The 14178-nt window shown below is 37.8% G+C and carries 16 protein-coding genes; 12 read left to right on the top strand and 4 right to left on the bottom strand.

Translation table 11 applies throughout. The features are described from left to right. The first annotated feature begins 169 nt into the window (after positions 1–169). Both ABE34_RS08305 and ABE34_RS08310 read left to right on the top strand, forming a co-directional pair. Complete coding sequence (locus tag ABE34_RS08305) at positions 170–610, top strand: CidA/LrgA family protein (protein ID WP_241747155.1); 441 nt, start codon at positions 170–172, stop codon at positions 608–610. Next, positions 603–1280: an LrgB family protein gene (locus tag ABE34_RS08310; RefSeq protein WP_197141691.1), complete on the top strand. Its 678-nt coding sequence runs from the start codon at positions 603–605 to the stop codon at positions 1278–1280. The genes ABE34_RS08305 and ABE34_RS08310 overlap by 8 nt, the downstream gene beginning before the upstream one ends. A gap of 34 nt (positions 1281–1314) precedes the next feature. On the opposite strand, the gene ABE34_RS08315 is transcribed toward ABE34_RS08310, so the two are convergent. Beyond that, positions 1315–1911, bottom strand: coding sequence for a class I SAM-dependent methyltransferase (locus ABE34_RS08315; RefSeq protein WP_197141693.1), 597 nt, complete (start codon positions 1909–1911; stop codon positions 1315–1317). Between the two features lie 366 nt (positions 1912–2277). Between ABE34_RS08315 and ABE34_RS08320 the strand changes: the two genes are divergently transcribed. After that, entirely contained in the window at positions 2278–2628 is a 351-nt protein-coding gene (locus ABE34_RS08320; protein ID WP_197141695.1) for a helix-turn-helix transcriptional regulator, read from the top strand. Between the two features lie 38 nt (positions 2629–2666). Here ABE34_RS08320 and ABE34_RS08325 read toward each other — a convergent pair whose 3' ends face one another. Beyond that, complete coding sequence (locus ABE34_RS08325; RefSeq protein ID WP_197141697.1) at positions 2667–4136, bottom strand: aminotransferase class I/II-fold pyridoxal phosphate-dependent enzyme; 1470 nt, start codon at positions 4134–4136, stop codon at positions 2667–2669. 153 nt (positions 4137–4289) lie between these two features. On the opposite strand from ABE34_RS08325, the gene ABE34_RS08330 reads away from it, so the two are divergent. Together ABE34_RS08330 and ABE34_RS08335 are read left to right on the top strand one after the other, a co-directional pair. Then, positions 4290–5246, top strand: coding sequence for an NAD(P)H-dependent flavin oxidoreductase (locus ABE34_RS08330; protein WP_197141699.1), 957 nt, complete (start codon positions 4290–4292; stop codon positions 5244–5246). Between the two features lie 252 nt (positions 5247–5498). Further along, entirely contained in the window at positions 5499–5786 is a 288-nt protein-coding gene (locus ABE34_RS08335) for a UPF0223 family protein (protein ID WP_197141701.1), read from the top strand. 667 nt (positions 5787–6453) lie between these two features. Here ABE34_RS08335 and ABE34_RS08340 read toward each other — a convergent pair. Continuing rightward, positions 6454–7080, bottom strand: a complete 627-nt coding sequence (locus ABE34_RS08340; RefSeq protein WP_197141703.1) for a YktB family protein — start codon at positions 7078–7080, stop codon at positions 6454–6456. A 125-nt stretch (positions 7081–7205) separates the two neighbouring features. Here ABE34_RS08340 and ABE34_RS08345 point away from each other — a divergent pair, with 125 nt between their 5' ends. Together ABE34_RS08345 and ABE34_RS08350 are read left to right on the top strand one after the other, a co-directional pair. Continuing rightward, on the top strand, positions 7206–7403 hold the full coding sequence (locus ABE34_RS08345) for a hypothetical protein (RefSeq protein WP_079559720.1): 198 nt from the start codon (positions 7206–7208) through the stop codon (positions 7401–7403). Between the two features lie 221 nt (positions 7404–7624). After that, a complete protein-coding gene (locus ABE34_RS08350) occupies positions 7625–8419 on the top strand; it encodes an inositol monophosphatase family protein (protein ID WP_197141705.1) in 795 nt (264 codons plus the stop codon). A gap of 57 nt (positions 8420–8476) precedes the next feature. Here ABE34_RS08350 and ABE34_RS08355 read toward each other — a convergent pair whose 3' ends face one another. Then, positions 8477–8662, bottom strand: coding sequence for a DUF5325 family protein (locus ABE34_RS08355; protein WP_079559722.1), 186 nt, complete (start codon positions 8660–8662; stop codon positions 8477–8479). A gap of 138 nt (positions 8663–8800) precedes the next feature. Between ABE34_RS08355 and typA the strand changes: the two genes are divergently transcribed. The 5 genes from typA (at position 8801) to ABE34_RS08380 (ending at position 13865) form a co-directional block, all read left to right on the top strand. Then, positions 8801–10645 carry a translational GTPase TypA gene (gene typA, locus ABE34_RS08360; protein ID WP_197141706.1) on the top strand — a complete coding sequence of 615 codons (1845 nt, stop codon included), beginning with the start codon at positions 8801–8803 and terminating at the stop codon, positions 10643–10645. A 30-nt stretch (positions 10646–10675) separates the two neighbouring features. Continuing rightward, positions 10676–11074, top strand: coding sequence for a YlaH-like family protein (locus tag ABE34_RS08365; protein WP_197141707.1), 399 nt, complete (start codon positions 10676–10678; stop codon positions 11072–11074). A gap of 242 nt (positions 11075–11316) precedes the next feature. Beyond that, entirely contained in the window at positions 11317–12309 is a 993-nt protein-coding gene (locus tag ABE34_RS08370; RefSeq protein ID WP_197141708.1) for an ABC transporter substrate-binding protein, read from the top strand. Position 12310: 1 nt separating this feature from the next. Continuing rightward, entirely contained in the window at positions 12311–13078 is a 768-nt protein-coding gene (locus tag ABE34_RS08375) for an ABC transporter ATP-binding protein (RefSeq protein WP_197141709.1), read from the top strand. Next, the gene (locus ABE34_RS08380; protein WP_197141710.1) at positions 13071–13865 is read left to right on the top strand and encodes an ABC transporter permease; all 795 of its coding nucleotides are present in this window, start codon (positions 13071–13073) and stop codon (positions 13863–13865) included. The genes ABE34_RS08375 and ABE34_RS08380 overlap by 8 nt, the downstream gene beginning before the upstream one ends. The last annotated feature ends 313 nt before the right edge of the window (positions 13866–14178 follow it).

Genomic DNA, 14178 nt, shown 5'->3' on the forward strand with positions numbered 1-14178 from the left:
GCTTTTTTAATGAATGTCCAGCAGTATGTTTATCTTAGTAGCTTTTTAAGTAACTACCCAATAGAAAAGTTTTAAAGCAAACCTTATTTCTATTGTTTTTCTAAAATTATAATAGACAGAAAATTCCTTCAGTTGTAGAATGGACGTAATGGGGGTGAAATGTGGCGAAATGTTGAACGAGAATTTTGTTGCGATGTTAAAGAGAATTGTTCGAATTATTGTTCAGATTGGGATACTCAATATCTTTTATTACATGGGCGTCGGTATTGTTGCTTTATTAAATGTACCTCTTCCCGGAAGTGTAATTGGATTACTATTATTGGCACTTTCGCTCCATTTTAAAATAATTAAAGTAGAATACATTCAAGATGGAGCTGGCTTTTTAATTGGCGTATTAACGTTGTTTTTCATTCCTGCGACAGTAGGAGTAATTGACTACCCTGAACTTGTTTCAACAACTGGTCTATTGATTATGCTAGCCGTTATAGCAAGCACGCTAATTTCTATTTATGTGACGGGATTAGTTAGTCAAATTGTTGAGAAAAAAGAGCTGACTAAAAAAACAGGAGCCATTGTAGAAAAAGGAGAGGGGGAATTAACAGTTGATTGAGATTATTGTTGTTGTTGGTACCATTGTGTTATTTGTATTATTTACAAAACTTTATCAACGTTTCCCTCATCCTTTAATGATTCCGCTAGTGACGACAACGATCGTCAGTGCAATTATGTTAGTAGTCTTTAATATTCCATACTCTTCATATATGGAGGGTGGAGAGTGGCTTCAAAAAATGCTCGGTCCAGCAGTTGTAGCACTTGCTTATCCTTTATATAACCAGCGTAAGATTATTATGAAATATAAATATGCAATATTGTCAGGTATTTTTATCGCCATGGTTACAGGCTTAGTGACAATATTTGTTATGCTGAAATGGATTGGTGTCAATAAAAGCTGGTTGCTGACTGCCTTGCCTAAATCGTTAACGACACCTGTAGGTATGCAGGTAAGTGAGACAATTGGCGGCATTCCACCATTAACCGCTGTGCTTGTCATGCTGGCAGGATTTGTAGGCGCTATTTTAGGACCATTAGTCATTAAATACGGCAAAATTGACTCCGCCGTTAGTAGAGGTGTTGCGGTAGGTAGCGCTTCACACGGTGTTGGACTTGTTAAATTAAGAGAATACGGAGAACAAGAATTATCAGTAGGCTCGTTATCTATGGCCTTAACTGCAATTATTGGCGCATTTTTATGTCCATTATTTGTTTATTTATTCTTGTGAAAAAGCTATATACAGAATCTGTATATAGCTTTTCTTAACTTTTTTCGATAATAAACTGAATGGTATGAGCAAGGCCTGTGTGGAGCTTACCTTCATTTCGCACTTGTTCACCTGTGAAAAAATGAATGATTTTATAAGGCTGACACCATTTTAGAATTTCTAATGGATCATATAAATAATCAAGCTGTCTTGGGCCACCTGAGGCGTATGGTAGTTGATAAATTGAATAAAGTTCCATCATAATACGACCTCCAGACTTTACGGAATTGACAATCTGCTTAAACACTTTATGTTGCTGCTCGGCTGGAAAATGTCCAAACACCATAATAGCAGCATCAAACGTTTCTATTGGTAGTTCATCTTCAAGTAGGTCAGTAAGCTTTGTATGAACAGCAACATTATGCTTTTCTGCAAGCTGATTTGTTTTTTCAAGACCGCTTTCAGCATAATCAAAGGCAGTTACTGTATGGCCTTGTAAAGCTAAAAATACTGCATTGCGACCTTCACCTTCTGCGTATGCAGCCACGTTTGTATAATCTTCTAAGTAGTGAACATAGTCTTCTATAAAAGCATTTGGTTGCTCACCATAAACATATTCGATTGTGTTGAATCGCTGATCCCATGAGTTCATGTCATCACTCCTATTAAGTTTTTTCAGCGGGTGTCCAAACATCCGCTGAAAGAACTTAAGCCTCCGGCGGATGTCACGGAATCGGAAAGGAGTTCGCAAAGGATGTTAGCCTAAAATCATCGCATCCATGCGATAACGGCTAACTAACCTGCATCGTGCAGGCCTAAGCACAAAGCCGATTCTGGACGCAATTATGCCGAGGCATAATTGATTATATTGTAAGTGAAGTAAGCGCTAGAATCGAATATTTTGCTTCGTTCATGAACGCAACTATGCGTTGCGAATTAGCAAATAACAACTTCTAGAATAAAGTGTAGGTATCCATTATTATTTGATCAAAATACTATAAGTTGGAGGTGAAGTTCAATGAATTTAGAAAACCGTTTAAAGGAATTAAGAGAACAACATAATTATACACAGGATGATGTCGCACGCTTTTTAAATATTTCGAGACAATCTGTTTCAAAATGGGAGTTAGGAAAGGGCTATCCTGATATTGATAATTTAAGAATGTTAAGTGATTTATATAAAATTTCTTTAGATCAACTTATTACAGGTGAAGAAAAATACCATAAACCGGAAGTCTCAGCCCCAGTTTCAGCCTCCGATTCAAATAAATCCGATCACAAAACTGTTGGTGATTTTTTGTGGAGGTATTGGTGGCTCGTTTTCCCTATGCTTGGTATGATCTCTTCTTGGTTCTACTATCATTATTGATCGAAAAAAGCTACCTCAGAAAGAGGTAGCTTTTTCAACTAAATAATAGGTTTGCGTTCTTTTATGACGCGAATCGTTTTTAATGTTGTATCTTCTGGTCCTTGTACAGGTAAACCAGCTTCAATATTCATTTGTATATAACGAATATTTTCTTGTATAATTATTTCCCCGGGAATAAAAATCGGAATACCTGGGGGATATACCATAACGAATTCTGCACAAATACAATTATCTGCTTCTGCAAGAGGAACAACTTCAGTATCTGCATAAAATGCATCGCGTGGTGACATGGCAAGTGCAGGAATATCCGGTACATTAACCATCGCTTCAGTAATAGTAGCTTCTGAATCGAATGCTTTTGACATACGACTCAGAGCATTGATGAGGAGATTAATTTCCTTTTTCGTATCACCTAATGTCACTAAACATAAAATATTGTAAAGGTCCGATAATTCTACTTCAATATTTGCATTGTGACGAAGCCATTCTTCAGCTTGATGACCAGAGATGCCTAAATCTTTAACACTTATTAGTAGCTTTAACGGGTCCATATCATAAGTTGCTGATGAATTTAATTTTTCTTTACCAGCACATTTTATATGTGGAATTTGGTTAATGCGTTTACGCGCATCCTTTGCCAAGCGAAGTGCATCACCAATTAAATCATAACCATGGATTGCCAGCTGACGTCGTGCTGTGTCAAGAGAAGCAAGTAATGGATAAGATGTCGATGTCGTTGTTAACATCGACAGAACAGCTTGTACACGTTTTGCAGAAACAAGACCTTCACGAACATTTAAAATAGACGTTTGAGTCATAGAGCCACCAAGTTTGTGTACGCTTGTAGCAGCCATATCAGCCCCAGCTTCCATTGCGGAGTAAGGGAGGTCATCGTGAAATTTAATGTGTACACCATGTGCTTCATCGACAACTACCGGAATATTACGTGTATGGACTATTTCTACAATACGCTTTAAGTCTGCGGAGAAGCCGAAGTACGTTGGATTAATCACAAGTACTGCTTTTGTATCCGGATAAGCATTTAAAGCTTTTTCAACAGCTTCGGGCGATATTCCATGAGAAATACCGTATTCATTATCTACTTCAGGATGAATAAAAATCGGGATTGCTCCAGCGAAAACAATCGCCGACATAATGGATTTATGAACATTCCGTGGTACTAGAATTTTATCACCTGGACCGACGACGGTCAGAATCATCGCCATAATGGCGCCACTAGTACCTTGAACGGAAAAGAATGTATGATCAGCACCAAAGGCTTGTGCAGCAAGTGCTTGCGCTTCTTTAATAGCGCCCTTTGGTGAATGTAAATCGTCTAGTGGAGCAATATTAATTAAATCAATTGATAAAACGTTGTCGCCGACGAATTCTCGAAACGCAGGATCCATACCTTGACCTTTCTTATGGCCTGGAATATGGAATTGAATTGGGTGTCTGTTCCGATGTTTTAATAATACGTCGAACAATGGAGTCTCTAGTTGTGACAACGCAGGTACCACCTCACTTTTTTTATATCTAACAAAACAAAAGAATTATAGCACCTAATTGCACGAAAAAATAGACTTTACAGAAAAAAATAAAAAATAAAGGTTTTTTTGATAATTTAGAGAAATTAGTTATCGTAGGAAAGGGGAGGTACTATGAATTGGAATACACGTGTGACGGAGCTTTTAAATATTAAATATCCAATAATCCAAGGGGGATTAGCCTATTTAGCCTATGCTGATTTAGCAGCAGCAGTGTCGAATGCTGGGGGGCTAGGGCAAATTACAGCAATGAGTTTACGGGATCCTGACTTATTGCGCACTGAGATTCATAAAGTACGAACATTAACGGATAAACCGTTTGGCGTAAATTTTGCAATTGGTATGTATGGCACTGGTTATGAAGAAATGGTGCGCGTTGCGGTGGAAGAAAAGGTACCCGTTGTTACAATGACTGGCGGGAATCCTGCACCTATTTTTGATATTTTGGAAGGAACGGATATTAAAAAATTAGTTCTTGTTGCTGCACGTAGACAAGCTCAAAAAGCGGAAGAACTAGGCGCAGATGCTGTTATGGTTGTTGGACAAGAGGGTGGAGGTCATCTTGGACGCGATGATATAGGGACAATGGTGCTCGTGCCACAAGTTGTAGATAGTGTGAAAATACCTGTTATTGCCTCTGGTGGTATTGGTGATGGCCGTGGCTGGATGGCAGCTCATGCACTGGGAGCAGAGGGAATTGAAATGGGTACCCGTTTTATTGCGACAAAGGAATGTGTTGATGCTTCTGAAGCATATAAAGAAGCATTACTCGCAAGCACCGAGGCAGATACGACTGTTATAAAACGCTCTATAGGTGCACCAGCAAGAGCGTTACGCAGCGAATTTACGGAAAAGATTTTAGAAATTGAGCGCACTACACCTACGTATGAGGCATTAAAAGATTATATTAGCGGGAAAGCAAATAAACGTTTTATTTATGAGGGCGAAAAAGAAGAAGGCATTGGCTGGGCTGGACAAGTTACAGGAATGATTCATGATATTCCAACTGTCGAGGAGCTGATCACTCGAATGGTTGCAGAAGCAGAGAGTATCCGGGTAAAATGGGTATAACGACATACGAACAAATCATTTACAGCAGTGTTCTAATGAGATTATGTAAATCAAGCCATCTCGAATTGTAATCGCCTTTGGAGAGCCATACTAATTGGCAGTAGCTTCGGCGAAACTAGGCTCGGAGAATAAGGAAGACACAAAAACGAAAGTTAAAAGATATAAGTTGTGTCACTGTAGAGATGTCTACATTTTTTAAGAAATGTATATGTTTTTTGTATCGGGTCAATAACGTAAAGGTGGTTATGTCCAATGGAATACTCTTATCCGTTTTCGACGGATTGGTCAACGGAGGAAATTGTTGATGTTGTCCAATTTTTTGAAGGAATTGAACAAGCTTATGAAAAAGGCATTAAGCGTGAAGTGATGATGGCGAAATATCGTCGTTTTAAAGAAATTGTTCCTTCACAGGCCGAGGAAAAAACAATTTTCCGTGAATTTGAAGAAGCGAGTGGCTATGTCAGTTATCCTGTTGTGAAACAAACAAAAGACGCAGCGGACGGCACAATTATTAAAGTTGCCCCGAAGCAACGTAGATAAAAAAGAGACTGGGGAAAACTAGTCAAAACTTAAAAAGCGCGAGAAATCAATTGTAGAAAGGTTGATTTCTTGCGCTTTTCTATGTGAAAAATTTCTTAAATTTTTTTGTGAAAATATGCTGCCGGGTGTCAATTCAGATGACCCTCCGGCAAAACGAGGGGTTGATTTCCGCTCCGACTGGGCGCTTTGTTGTTGCTGCCGCTTCGCTTTCGCACAGTTAAAACATTTGCTGACGCTACGTTACCACTACGCTTTCGCACAGAGCAAAAGCTTCCTGGGGGCGTCCGATGAGCCGCTTCACTCGCTTTGCTCGCTCCAGGGTCTCATCTGTGACGCTAATCACCAAGGAGTCGCCCAGTCTTCGCTCCAATCAACTGCTTCACAGGCAATGCCGTGACTACTTTGTTTTTTATCTAATCGCTTTACACTATGCCGTGTTAAAAATAAGAGCATTTCATATACTACATAAACAAAATCAAATTTTTTCAAATTTGTTGAAAAACGGGAAAAAATAATAATTTCCTCAAACTCACACCTATAAAATATTCCTCAAACAAATCTTCATTTGTTAGGAATAATAACGTAAATTTTCCACAAAATATAAATAAAATTATGAAAATTGTTTTAGTTAGTATGCCACAAAGCTTAAAGCCCAATCCTTCAAACTTTATTTTCCAACAATGATGTTATAAATAGGGAGTAAACGGTTAAAAGTATCTTCTGTTAATTGATGAAGTTCACTAGCTGACAGCTTGACCGCTTGATCTTTTGGAATATGTCGACCTACTAAAAACTCACCTTTTTTTACATCGCGTAAACGAATAAGTAATTCATCTAGCTTGTCTTCCTTTGCATCTTGCATGGAGACTGCTGCTGGAGACATATGATCCCCAGAGACAATGAAATCATCAGGAAGTTGTTGTAGCAATGCTCTGTTGGCGATTAAACGTTCTGCCATCACATTTTTTTGTGGAGCTTCATAAATAATAGCTAAGACGATGAATAAATGTGTGCTCCAAAGACCAATCTGAAAGTGAGGTAATGATTTATAACCTCTTTTGTACGGAGCGAAGGCAACCCAGCTATCATTCGGAGGATTTACTGTTCTACGTGCATGCTTCGCAACATGAGGATAAAATTCCTCTCCAAGATGACTCGAAAAGAAGGAAGAAAGATCCTCTCCAAGAGTTTGGAATTTTGGTCGTACACATTCATTTAAGGCATCCATTCTCTGTTCTAATCCGTCTATTTGAAAAACATTGAAGTCTTTATTCGTCCATTTTATTTTCGTCATTTTTTATTTACTCCTTTCAATTTATAAGGTTTATTTTATTACGAAAATGGGAAAAAATCTTATAACGAGAACTTTCTCGAAGCTGATAAGTTATTGTGAAAAAATAAAAAAAGGAAGTGATTTTTATGAAACCTATCGTAAAAATTATACGTAAAGTCGACATTGAAAAGCAATATGAACACATTTTACAATTAGAATTAGATTATGAATTAGCCTCACTCTTTTCGGCAATGAATGAAAAAAATGAATTTGAAATTGAAAAAAGTAAAAAACGTCTGGCTGAAATTCAGCTTGAACTTGAGAGCTTGCACGTCTATGCGTAGTCAAAATTTCATACCGATTTGAAAAATCACTTGCTGAATATTCCGACAGCAGGTGATTTTTATTGCTATAAAGGGTAAAATAGACAGTATAATAAGAAGTTTTAATTTCAAGGAAGTACTAGGTGCTACGTACAACAAAACGTCATGAGAAACAAGCCTTAAGTAGTGAGAAAGTTAAAAAATGTATGAGGCCTTTTCTTATAATTGAAGGGTGGGTTTTTATGGATATACAACAAATTGATCAGTTTGCGAAAAGTATTATAGTTGAAGCGGGGAGACGTATTCGGGAGGCCTTTTCGTACAATTTAATAATTGAGACAAAATCAAGTGCCAATGACCTTGTCACAAATATTGACCGTGAAACAGAATTGTTTTTTATCGAAAAAATACGAAGTTTCGATCCAACCCACAAAATTTTAGGGGAAGAGGGAATGGGAGAGAAAGTAGAGTCGTTAGAAGGTGTCGTATGGATTATTGATCCAATCGATGGCACGATGAATTTTGTAAAACAACATCGTCATTTTATGATTTCTATCGGTATTTTTGTGAATGGGGTAGGCAAGCTAGGTTACATATTTGATGTCATGCGTGAAGATTTATTTTATGCTATTGCAGGTCAAGGGGCATGGTACAATGACTCTCCATTACGTAAGTTGCAGTCAGTCAAAATGGAGGAATCGGTCATTGGAATAAACGCTCATTGGGTAGCGCCCAATCGACATATTCACCATGAAAAAGTCATTGAAATGGTTCGGAAAGTACGTGGTACGCGGTCATATGGTTCAGCGGCAATGGAAATAGCGTTTGTTGTCAGTGGTAAACTAGATGCTTATGTATCGATGCGACTTTCACCATGGGATATTGCTGGGGGGACCATTATCGCTAAGGAAGTTGGTGCCATCACCACTAATTTACATGGAGAGGGCTTTGACTTCTTGCATCAGGATACTTTTATCATTGCCAATCCTTCGATCCACAAAGAGCTATTAGAAAATTATATTGTGCCTTATGATTAAAAAAGGAGCCGTCTATTTTTTAGACAGGCTCCTTCTTATTTAAGCAATCAACTCTTATTAAAGTAAGCCTTGCTCACGTAGTTTACGTTTCATTTTAAAGGCTGTCATGAAAATGACACAAGTAGCCACAATGCCTGCTATTATACCTAATACACTGCTAATTGCTACTGAATACCCGATAGAACACATTGCTAAAACAGCAGCTAATGCGTAAATGGCCATTACGAATTTTGCACGATTCATAGCCGAGCCTCCTATATTAAAAATTTGTAAATCAAATATATTTTTTAGAATGAGGAAAATTCTAATAAGGACATTTCTATCCTTCTTGTGCTATAATATCACAGTTAAACATTCGAAAAAAGAATATGGAGTGGAATAATGACAAACTTACGTCAAGATCTTCGCAATATCGCAATTATCGCACACGTTGACCATGGTAAAACTACTTTAGTCGACCAATTACTAAAACAATCAGGTACATTCCGTTCAAACGAACGTGTTGAAGAACGTGCAATGGACTCTAACGATATTGAACGCGAACGTGGTATTACGATTTTAGCTAAAAATACAGCAGTAAACTATGAAGGAACTCGTATCAACATCCTTGATACGCCTGGACACGCTGACTTCGGTGGTGAGGTAGAACGTATTTTAAAAATGGTAGATGGCGTTGTACTAGTTGTCGATGCGTATGAGGGTTGTATGCCACAAACACGTTTTGTGTTGAAAAAAGCATTAGAACAACGTTTAACACCAATCGTTGTTGTTAATAAAGTAGACAAAGATTCAGCTCGTCCACTAGAAGTAGTAGATGAAGTACTTGAATTATTCATTGAACTAGGTGCAGATGAAGATCAATTAGACTTCCCTGTTGTCTATGCTTCAGGTGTAAATGGTACAGCTTCTTTAGACGCTGATCCATCTAAGCAAGAAGCGGATATGAAATGTCTATTTGAGAAAATTATCGAAGCTATTCCAGCACCAATTGATAACTCAGAAGAGCCATTACAATTCCAAGTAGCTTTACTTGACTATAATGACTTCGTTGGACGTATCGGTATTGGTCGCGTATTCCGCGGAACAATTTCTGTAGGTCAACAAGTATCTCTTATGAAGCTAGACGGATCAGTGAAAAACTTCCGTGTAACGAAAATCTTTGGTTTCTTCGGCTTAAAACGTGAAGAAGTTGAGACAGCAAAAGCTGGTGACTTAATCGCCGTTTCAGGTATGGAAGACATCAACGTTGGTGAAACAGTTTGCCCTGTTGAGCATCCAGACGCGCTAACACCATTACGTATTGATGAGCCAACTTTACAAATGACTTTCTTAGTAAACAATTCTCCATTCGCAGGTCGTGAAGGGAAATGGGTTACTTCTCGTAAAGTAGAAGAGCGTTTACGTGCTCAATTACAAACAGACGTATCTTTACGTGTTGAAGATACTGATTCTCCAGATGCTTGGACAGTTTCAGGTCGTGGGGAGCTTCACTTATCTATCCTTATCGAAAACATGCGTCGTGAAGGCTTCGAATTACAAGTGTCAAAACCACAAGTAATCGTGCGTGAAATCGACGGCGTGAAATGTGAACCTTTCGAACGCGTTCAAATCGATGTGCCTGAAGAAAATGTTGGTTCAATTATCGAATCAATTGGTACACGTAAAGGTGAAATGCTTGATATGGTGAACAACGGCAGTGGTCAAGTTCGTTTAACGTTCTTAGTACCAGCTCGTGGATTAATCGGTTATACAACTGAATTCATGTCTATGACAAAAGGTTTCGGTATTATCAACCATACGTTCGATTGCTATCAACCATTAATACCAGGAAAAATTGGTGGCCGTCACCAAGGTGTACTAGTTTCAATGGAAACTGGTAAATCAACAACTTATGGTATGATGCAAATTGAAGACCGTGGTACACTGTTCTTGGAGCCAGGTACAGATATTTACGAAGGTATGATCGTTGGAGAAAATACTCGTGACGCTGATATCACTGTAAACATCACAAAAATGAAACAAAAAACAAACATCCGTTCAGCAAACAAAGACCAAACGAATGTTATTAAAAAGCCACGTATTTTATCACTAGAAGAAGCGCTTGAATACTTAGGTGATGACGAGTACTTAGAAATCACACCAGAATCTATTCGCCTTCGTAAACAAATTCTAGATAAAAACGAACGTGAGAAAGCAGCGAAAAAATTACGTAACGCAGAACAATAATTTTCCGCTGACATGAAAGGAAGAGGAGTCTTGGATATAAAGTCCGCTTTATTGGGTGAACTAAATGTTATTCAAGTTGCTGCATCAACAAATTCAGAGGAAACAACAAAGGTTTATGAGAGAATGGCAGGTATAACAAGATTTTTATATGAAAATTTACCGAGCTATGACATTGCAGGCTTCGTTGTATTTCTTCTTGTATTTGTACTTTCTGCAATTGTCTATAAATTAGGCTTTGCAAAGAAGTTAAAGCTATCTCAAAATATTGTCATTTATGTGTTCCTATTCCTGGGATGTATTATGTTGACATTTTTCGCGTTATTCCTACCTATGATTGAGGGTCTCATCGTAGCGGCGTTAATTTTGATTGTATATAAAACACGTATGTGGCGTGAAAAAAGAGAAGAGCAACAAGCTGCCAATCAATGAGAGTAGCTTGGCTCCTATACCGTGAAACTTGAAAACAGCCTTAGCATTAATTTGCTAAGGCTGTTTTATTTGGTATAGTAAAAAATTTTATCGTTTTAAGCCATCTACATGTAAACGATTGGCTACGGAACCCATTTTCAATCGATTGTGTCTCTCAAACCTAAATTGATTGGCACCGAAATCTTCTAGTGTGAATAAGTTAATGTCGATAGGCTTATTTTATCAATTAAGGAGGAAATGGAATGCGTTGGCTTAAAAAAAGTTTACTATTTAGTGTTATTGCTTTATTACTCCTTTCTTTAACAGCGTGTAATAAAACGGAGCTAGAAAAAGTCAAAGTTGGAGAAGTGACGCGCTCAATTTTCTATGCGCCGCAGTATGTAGCACTTGAAAAAGGCTTCTTCAAGGATGAAGGGCTTTCCGTTGAGCTACAAACAATTGCGGGTGGCGATAAGACAATGACGGCGTTACTATCTGATGGAATTGATATCGCCTTAGTTGGATCGGAAACTTCTATATATGTAACGCTCCAAGGCTCCAATGACCCGATTCAAAATTTTGCGCAGTTAACACAAACAGATGGTACATTTTTAGTGGCACGCGAAAAGTTGGATAACTTTTCATGGGATCAGTTGAAAGGTTCTACATTTTTAGGGCAGCGTAAAGGTGGAATGCCACAAATGGCCGGTGAGTTTGTACTGAAAAAGCATGGCATTGACCCTGCCAATGATTTAAAACTTATTCAAAACATTGATTTTGCTAATATTGCTACAGCATTTGCTTCTGGAACAGGAGACTATGTACAGCTATTTGAACCGACAGCAAGCATGTTTGAGAAAGAAGGTAAGGGTTATATTGTCGCTTCGTTTGGTACTGAATCTGGGCAATTGCCGTATACTTCGTTTATGGCCAAAAGCAGCTATTTAAAGGACGAAGAGAAGACAGTTCAAGGCTTTACAAATGCATTGAAGCGAGCACAGGATTTTGTGCAAAAAACGAGTGCAGCAGAAATAGCGAAAATTATTCAGCCATACTTTGAAAATGTAGATATTAAATTAATCGAAACAGTGGTAGAACGTTATAAATCTCAGGGTTCCTATGCTACAGATCCTATTTTGGATAAGGGGGAATGGGATAACTTACAAACGATAATGGGAGAAGCGGGTGAACTTCCTCAACGGGTGGATTATGAAAAGCTTGTAAATACAACCTTTGCTAAAAAGGCAGCTGAGTAAGATGGGATTTTTAAAGGTAGAAAATATTCACCATAGTTATTTTTCGAAAACGCAGGCAAAGGAAGTTTTACGTGATATCAATTTAGATATTCGTAAAGGTGAGTTTGTTTCTTTTATAGGACCGAGTGGATGTGGGAAAACAACGTTATTATCAATTATTGCGGGCTTATTTCCGTCTACAGAGGGCAAAGTATACATTGATGGTGAGGAAATTTCAACACATCATCAATCTCTCATTGGCTACATGCTTCAGCAAGATTATTTATTTCCATGGAAAACCATCGAAGAAAATGTCACGATTGGTTTGAAAATCATGGAGCGGAGCAATAAAACGCATAAAGTAACTGCAAATGCACTTTTGCAAGAAATTGGTTTACCACATGTAGGGAACAACTATCCTAGAGAGTTATCGGGTGGCATGCGTCAACGAGTAGCACTTGCAAGAACTTTAGCGGTGGATCCTAAAATTTTATTGCTAGATGAACCGTTTTCAGCACTTGATTATCAGTCTAAATTAAAATTGGAGGATTTGGTTGTTGAAACGTTAAAGGCCTATCAAAAAACGGCAATTCTTGTGACACATGATATTGGTGAAGCTATTGCGATGAGTGAACGCGTATTTCTATTTTCTGCAAATCCAGGTACATTGCATAAAGTATTTGATATACCTTCAGAGTTACAAGAGCTTTCACCTTTTGATGTTCGACAGCATCCAGCATATTCAGACATATTCCAAATTATTTGGAAGGAGCTGGAGAGTCTTGGATAATACAATGTTTAAACAGTATCAGCAAATGCTAAAAAAAGAAAAGCGCTATGTTCGTTTATATCAGCTTATCATCTTACTTGTATTTTTCGGTGGGTGGGAGCTTCTTTCAAGATTTGGATGGATTGACCGATTAATTTTTAGTTCGCCGACGCATGTATGGCGTACATTAGTAGAAAAAGTGAGTGATGGTACGTTAACACTTCACGTTGGCGTTACTTTAATGGAAACGATTATTGGTTTTATTGCCGGAACACTACTGGGTACATTAATAGCAACCGTATTGTGGTGGTCATCGATGCTATCAAAGGTACTTGATCCATATTTAGTTATTTTAAACGCTATGCCTAAAGTTGCTTTAGGTCCTATTTTAATAGTCGCCCTTGGTCCAGGTTATTTTTCGATTATTGCAATGGGAGCGTTGATTTCAATCATTATTACAACCATCGTAGTTTATACGGCTTTTAAAGGGGTTGATCCTAACTACAGCAAAGTGTTACAAACTTTTGGGGCGACCCGGTGGCAAATATTTAAAGAAGTTATTTTACCTGCTTCCTTCCCAACGATTATTTCTACTTTGAAAGTAAATGTAGGACTTTCTTGGGTAGGTGTTATAGTTGGTGAATTTTTAGTTGCCTCAAAAGGGCTTGGTTATTTAATTATTTATGGCTTCCAAGTGTTTAATTTTAATCTTGTGCTTATGTCACTTCTCATCATCGCCTTTTTTGCGACGATTATGTATCAGGTTGTCGAGTTGATTGAGAAGGCGATTATAAAAAATAATGGTTAGACTTTTAAGGGAGGTGTCTCAAATAATGAGTCACCTCCTTCATGTTGTAGAAAAACTATTTTGTCAATGAAATTATAGTGTCTCATTAAATAAATAGGGCTCTTCGGCAAAACGAGGTTTTCTGTGCGAAAGCGAAGCGTCAGCGACAACAGATTTACAATTGTGTCAGTGTAATAAGTCTTTTCATTCGATTTATCTAAAGCACCACAACATTCACGAAAATTTCTTTGAACATTTTGTTTTTAAACACTATCAAGGAGGTGTTTAAAATAATGAGTCATCTCCTTCATGTCGATAATATTCCGATAAATCT

The organism is Lysinibacillus sphaericus (genome assembly GCF_015844675.1).
Taxonomy (GTDB): domain Bacteria; phylum Bacillota; class Bacilli; order Bacillales_A; family Planococcaceae; genus Lysinibacillus; species Lysinibacillus sphaericus_E.

Bases quoted from the DNA above. Each gene is read 5' to 3' on its own strand.
- ABE34_RS08305 (WP_241747155.1), top strand. From the start codon at position 170: ATGTTGAACGAGAATTTTGTTGCGATGTTAAAGAGAATTGTTCGAATT.
- ABE34_RS08315 (WP_197141693.1), bottom strand. From the start codon at position 1,911: ATGAACTCATGGGATCAGCGATTCAACACAATCGAATATGTTTATGGT.
- ABE34_RS08320 (WP_197141695.1), top strand. From the start codon at position 2,278: ATGAATTTAGAAAACCGTTTAAAGGAATTAAGAGAACAACATAATTAT.
- ABE34_RS08330 (WP_197141699.1), top strand. From the start codon at position 4,290: ATGAATTGGAATACACGTGTGACGGAGCTTTTAAATATTAAATATCCA.
- ABE34_RS08335 (WP_197141701.1), top strand. From the start codon at position 5,499: ATGGAATACTCTTATCCGTTTTCGACGGATTGGTCAACGGAGGAAATT.
- ABE34_RS08340 (WP_197141703.1), bottom strand. From the start codon at position 7,080: ATGACGAAAATAAAATGGACGAATAAAGACTTCAATGTTTTTCAAATA.
- ABE34_RS08345 (WP_079559720.1), top strand. From the start codon at position 7,206: ATGAAACCTATCGTAAAAATTATACGTAAAGTCGACATTGAAAAGCAA.
- ABE34_RS08350 (WP_197141705.1), top strand. From the start codon at position 7,625: ATGGATATACAACAAATTGATCAGTTTGCGAAAAGTATTATAGTTGAA.
- ABE34_RS08355 (WP_079559722.1), bottom strand. From the start codon at position 8,662: ATGAATCGTGCAAAATTCGTAATGGCCATTTACGCATTAGCTGCTGTT.
- typA (WP_197141706.1), top strand. From the start codon at position 8,801: ATGACAAACTTACGTCAAGATCTTCGCAATATCGCAATTATCGCACAC.
- ABE34_RS08370 (WP_197141708.1), top strand. From the start codon at position 11,317: ATGCGTTGGCTTAAAAAAAGTTTACTATTTAGTGTTATTGCTTTATTA.
- ABE34_RS08375 (WP_197141709.1), top strand. From the start codon at position 12,311: ATGGGATTTTTAAAGGTAGAAAATATTCACCATAGTTATTTTTCGAAA.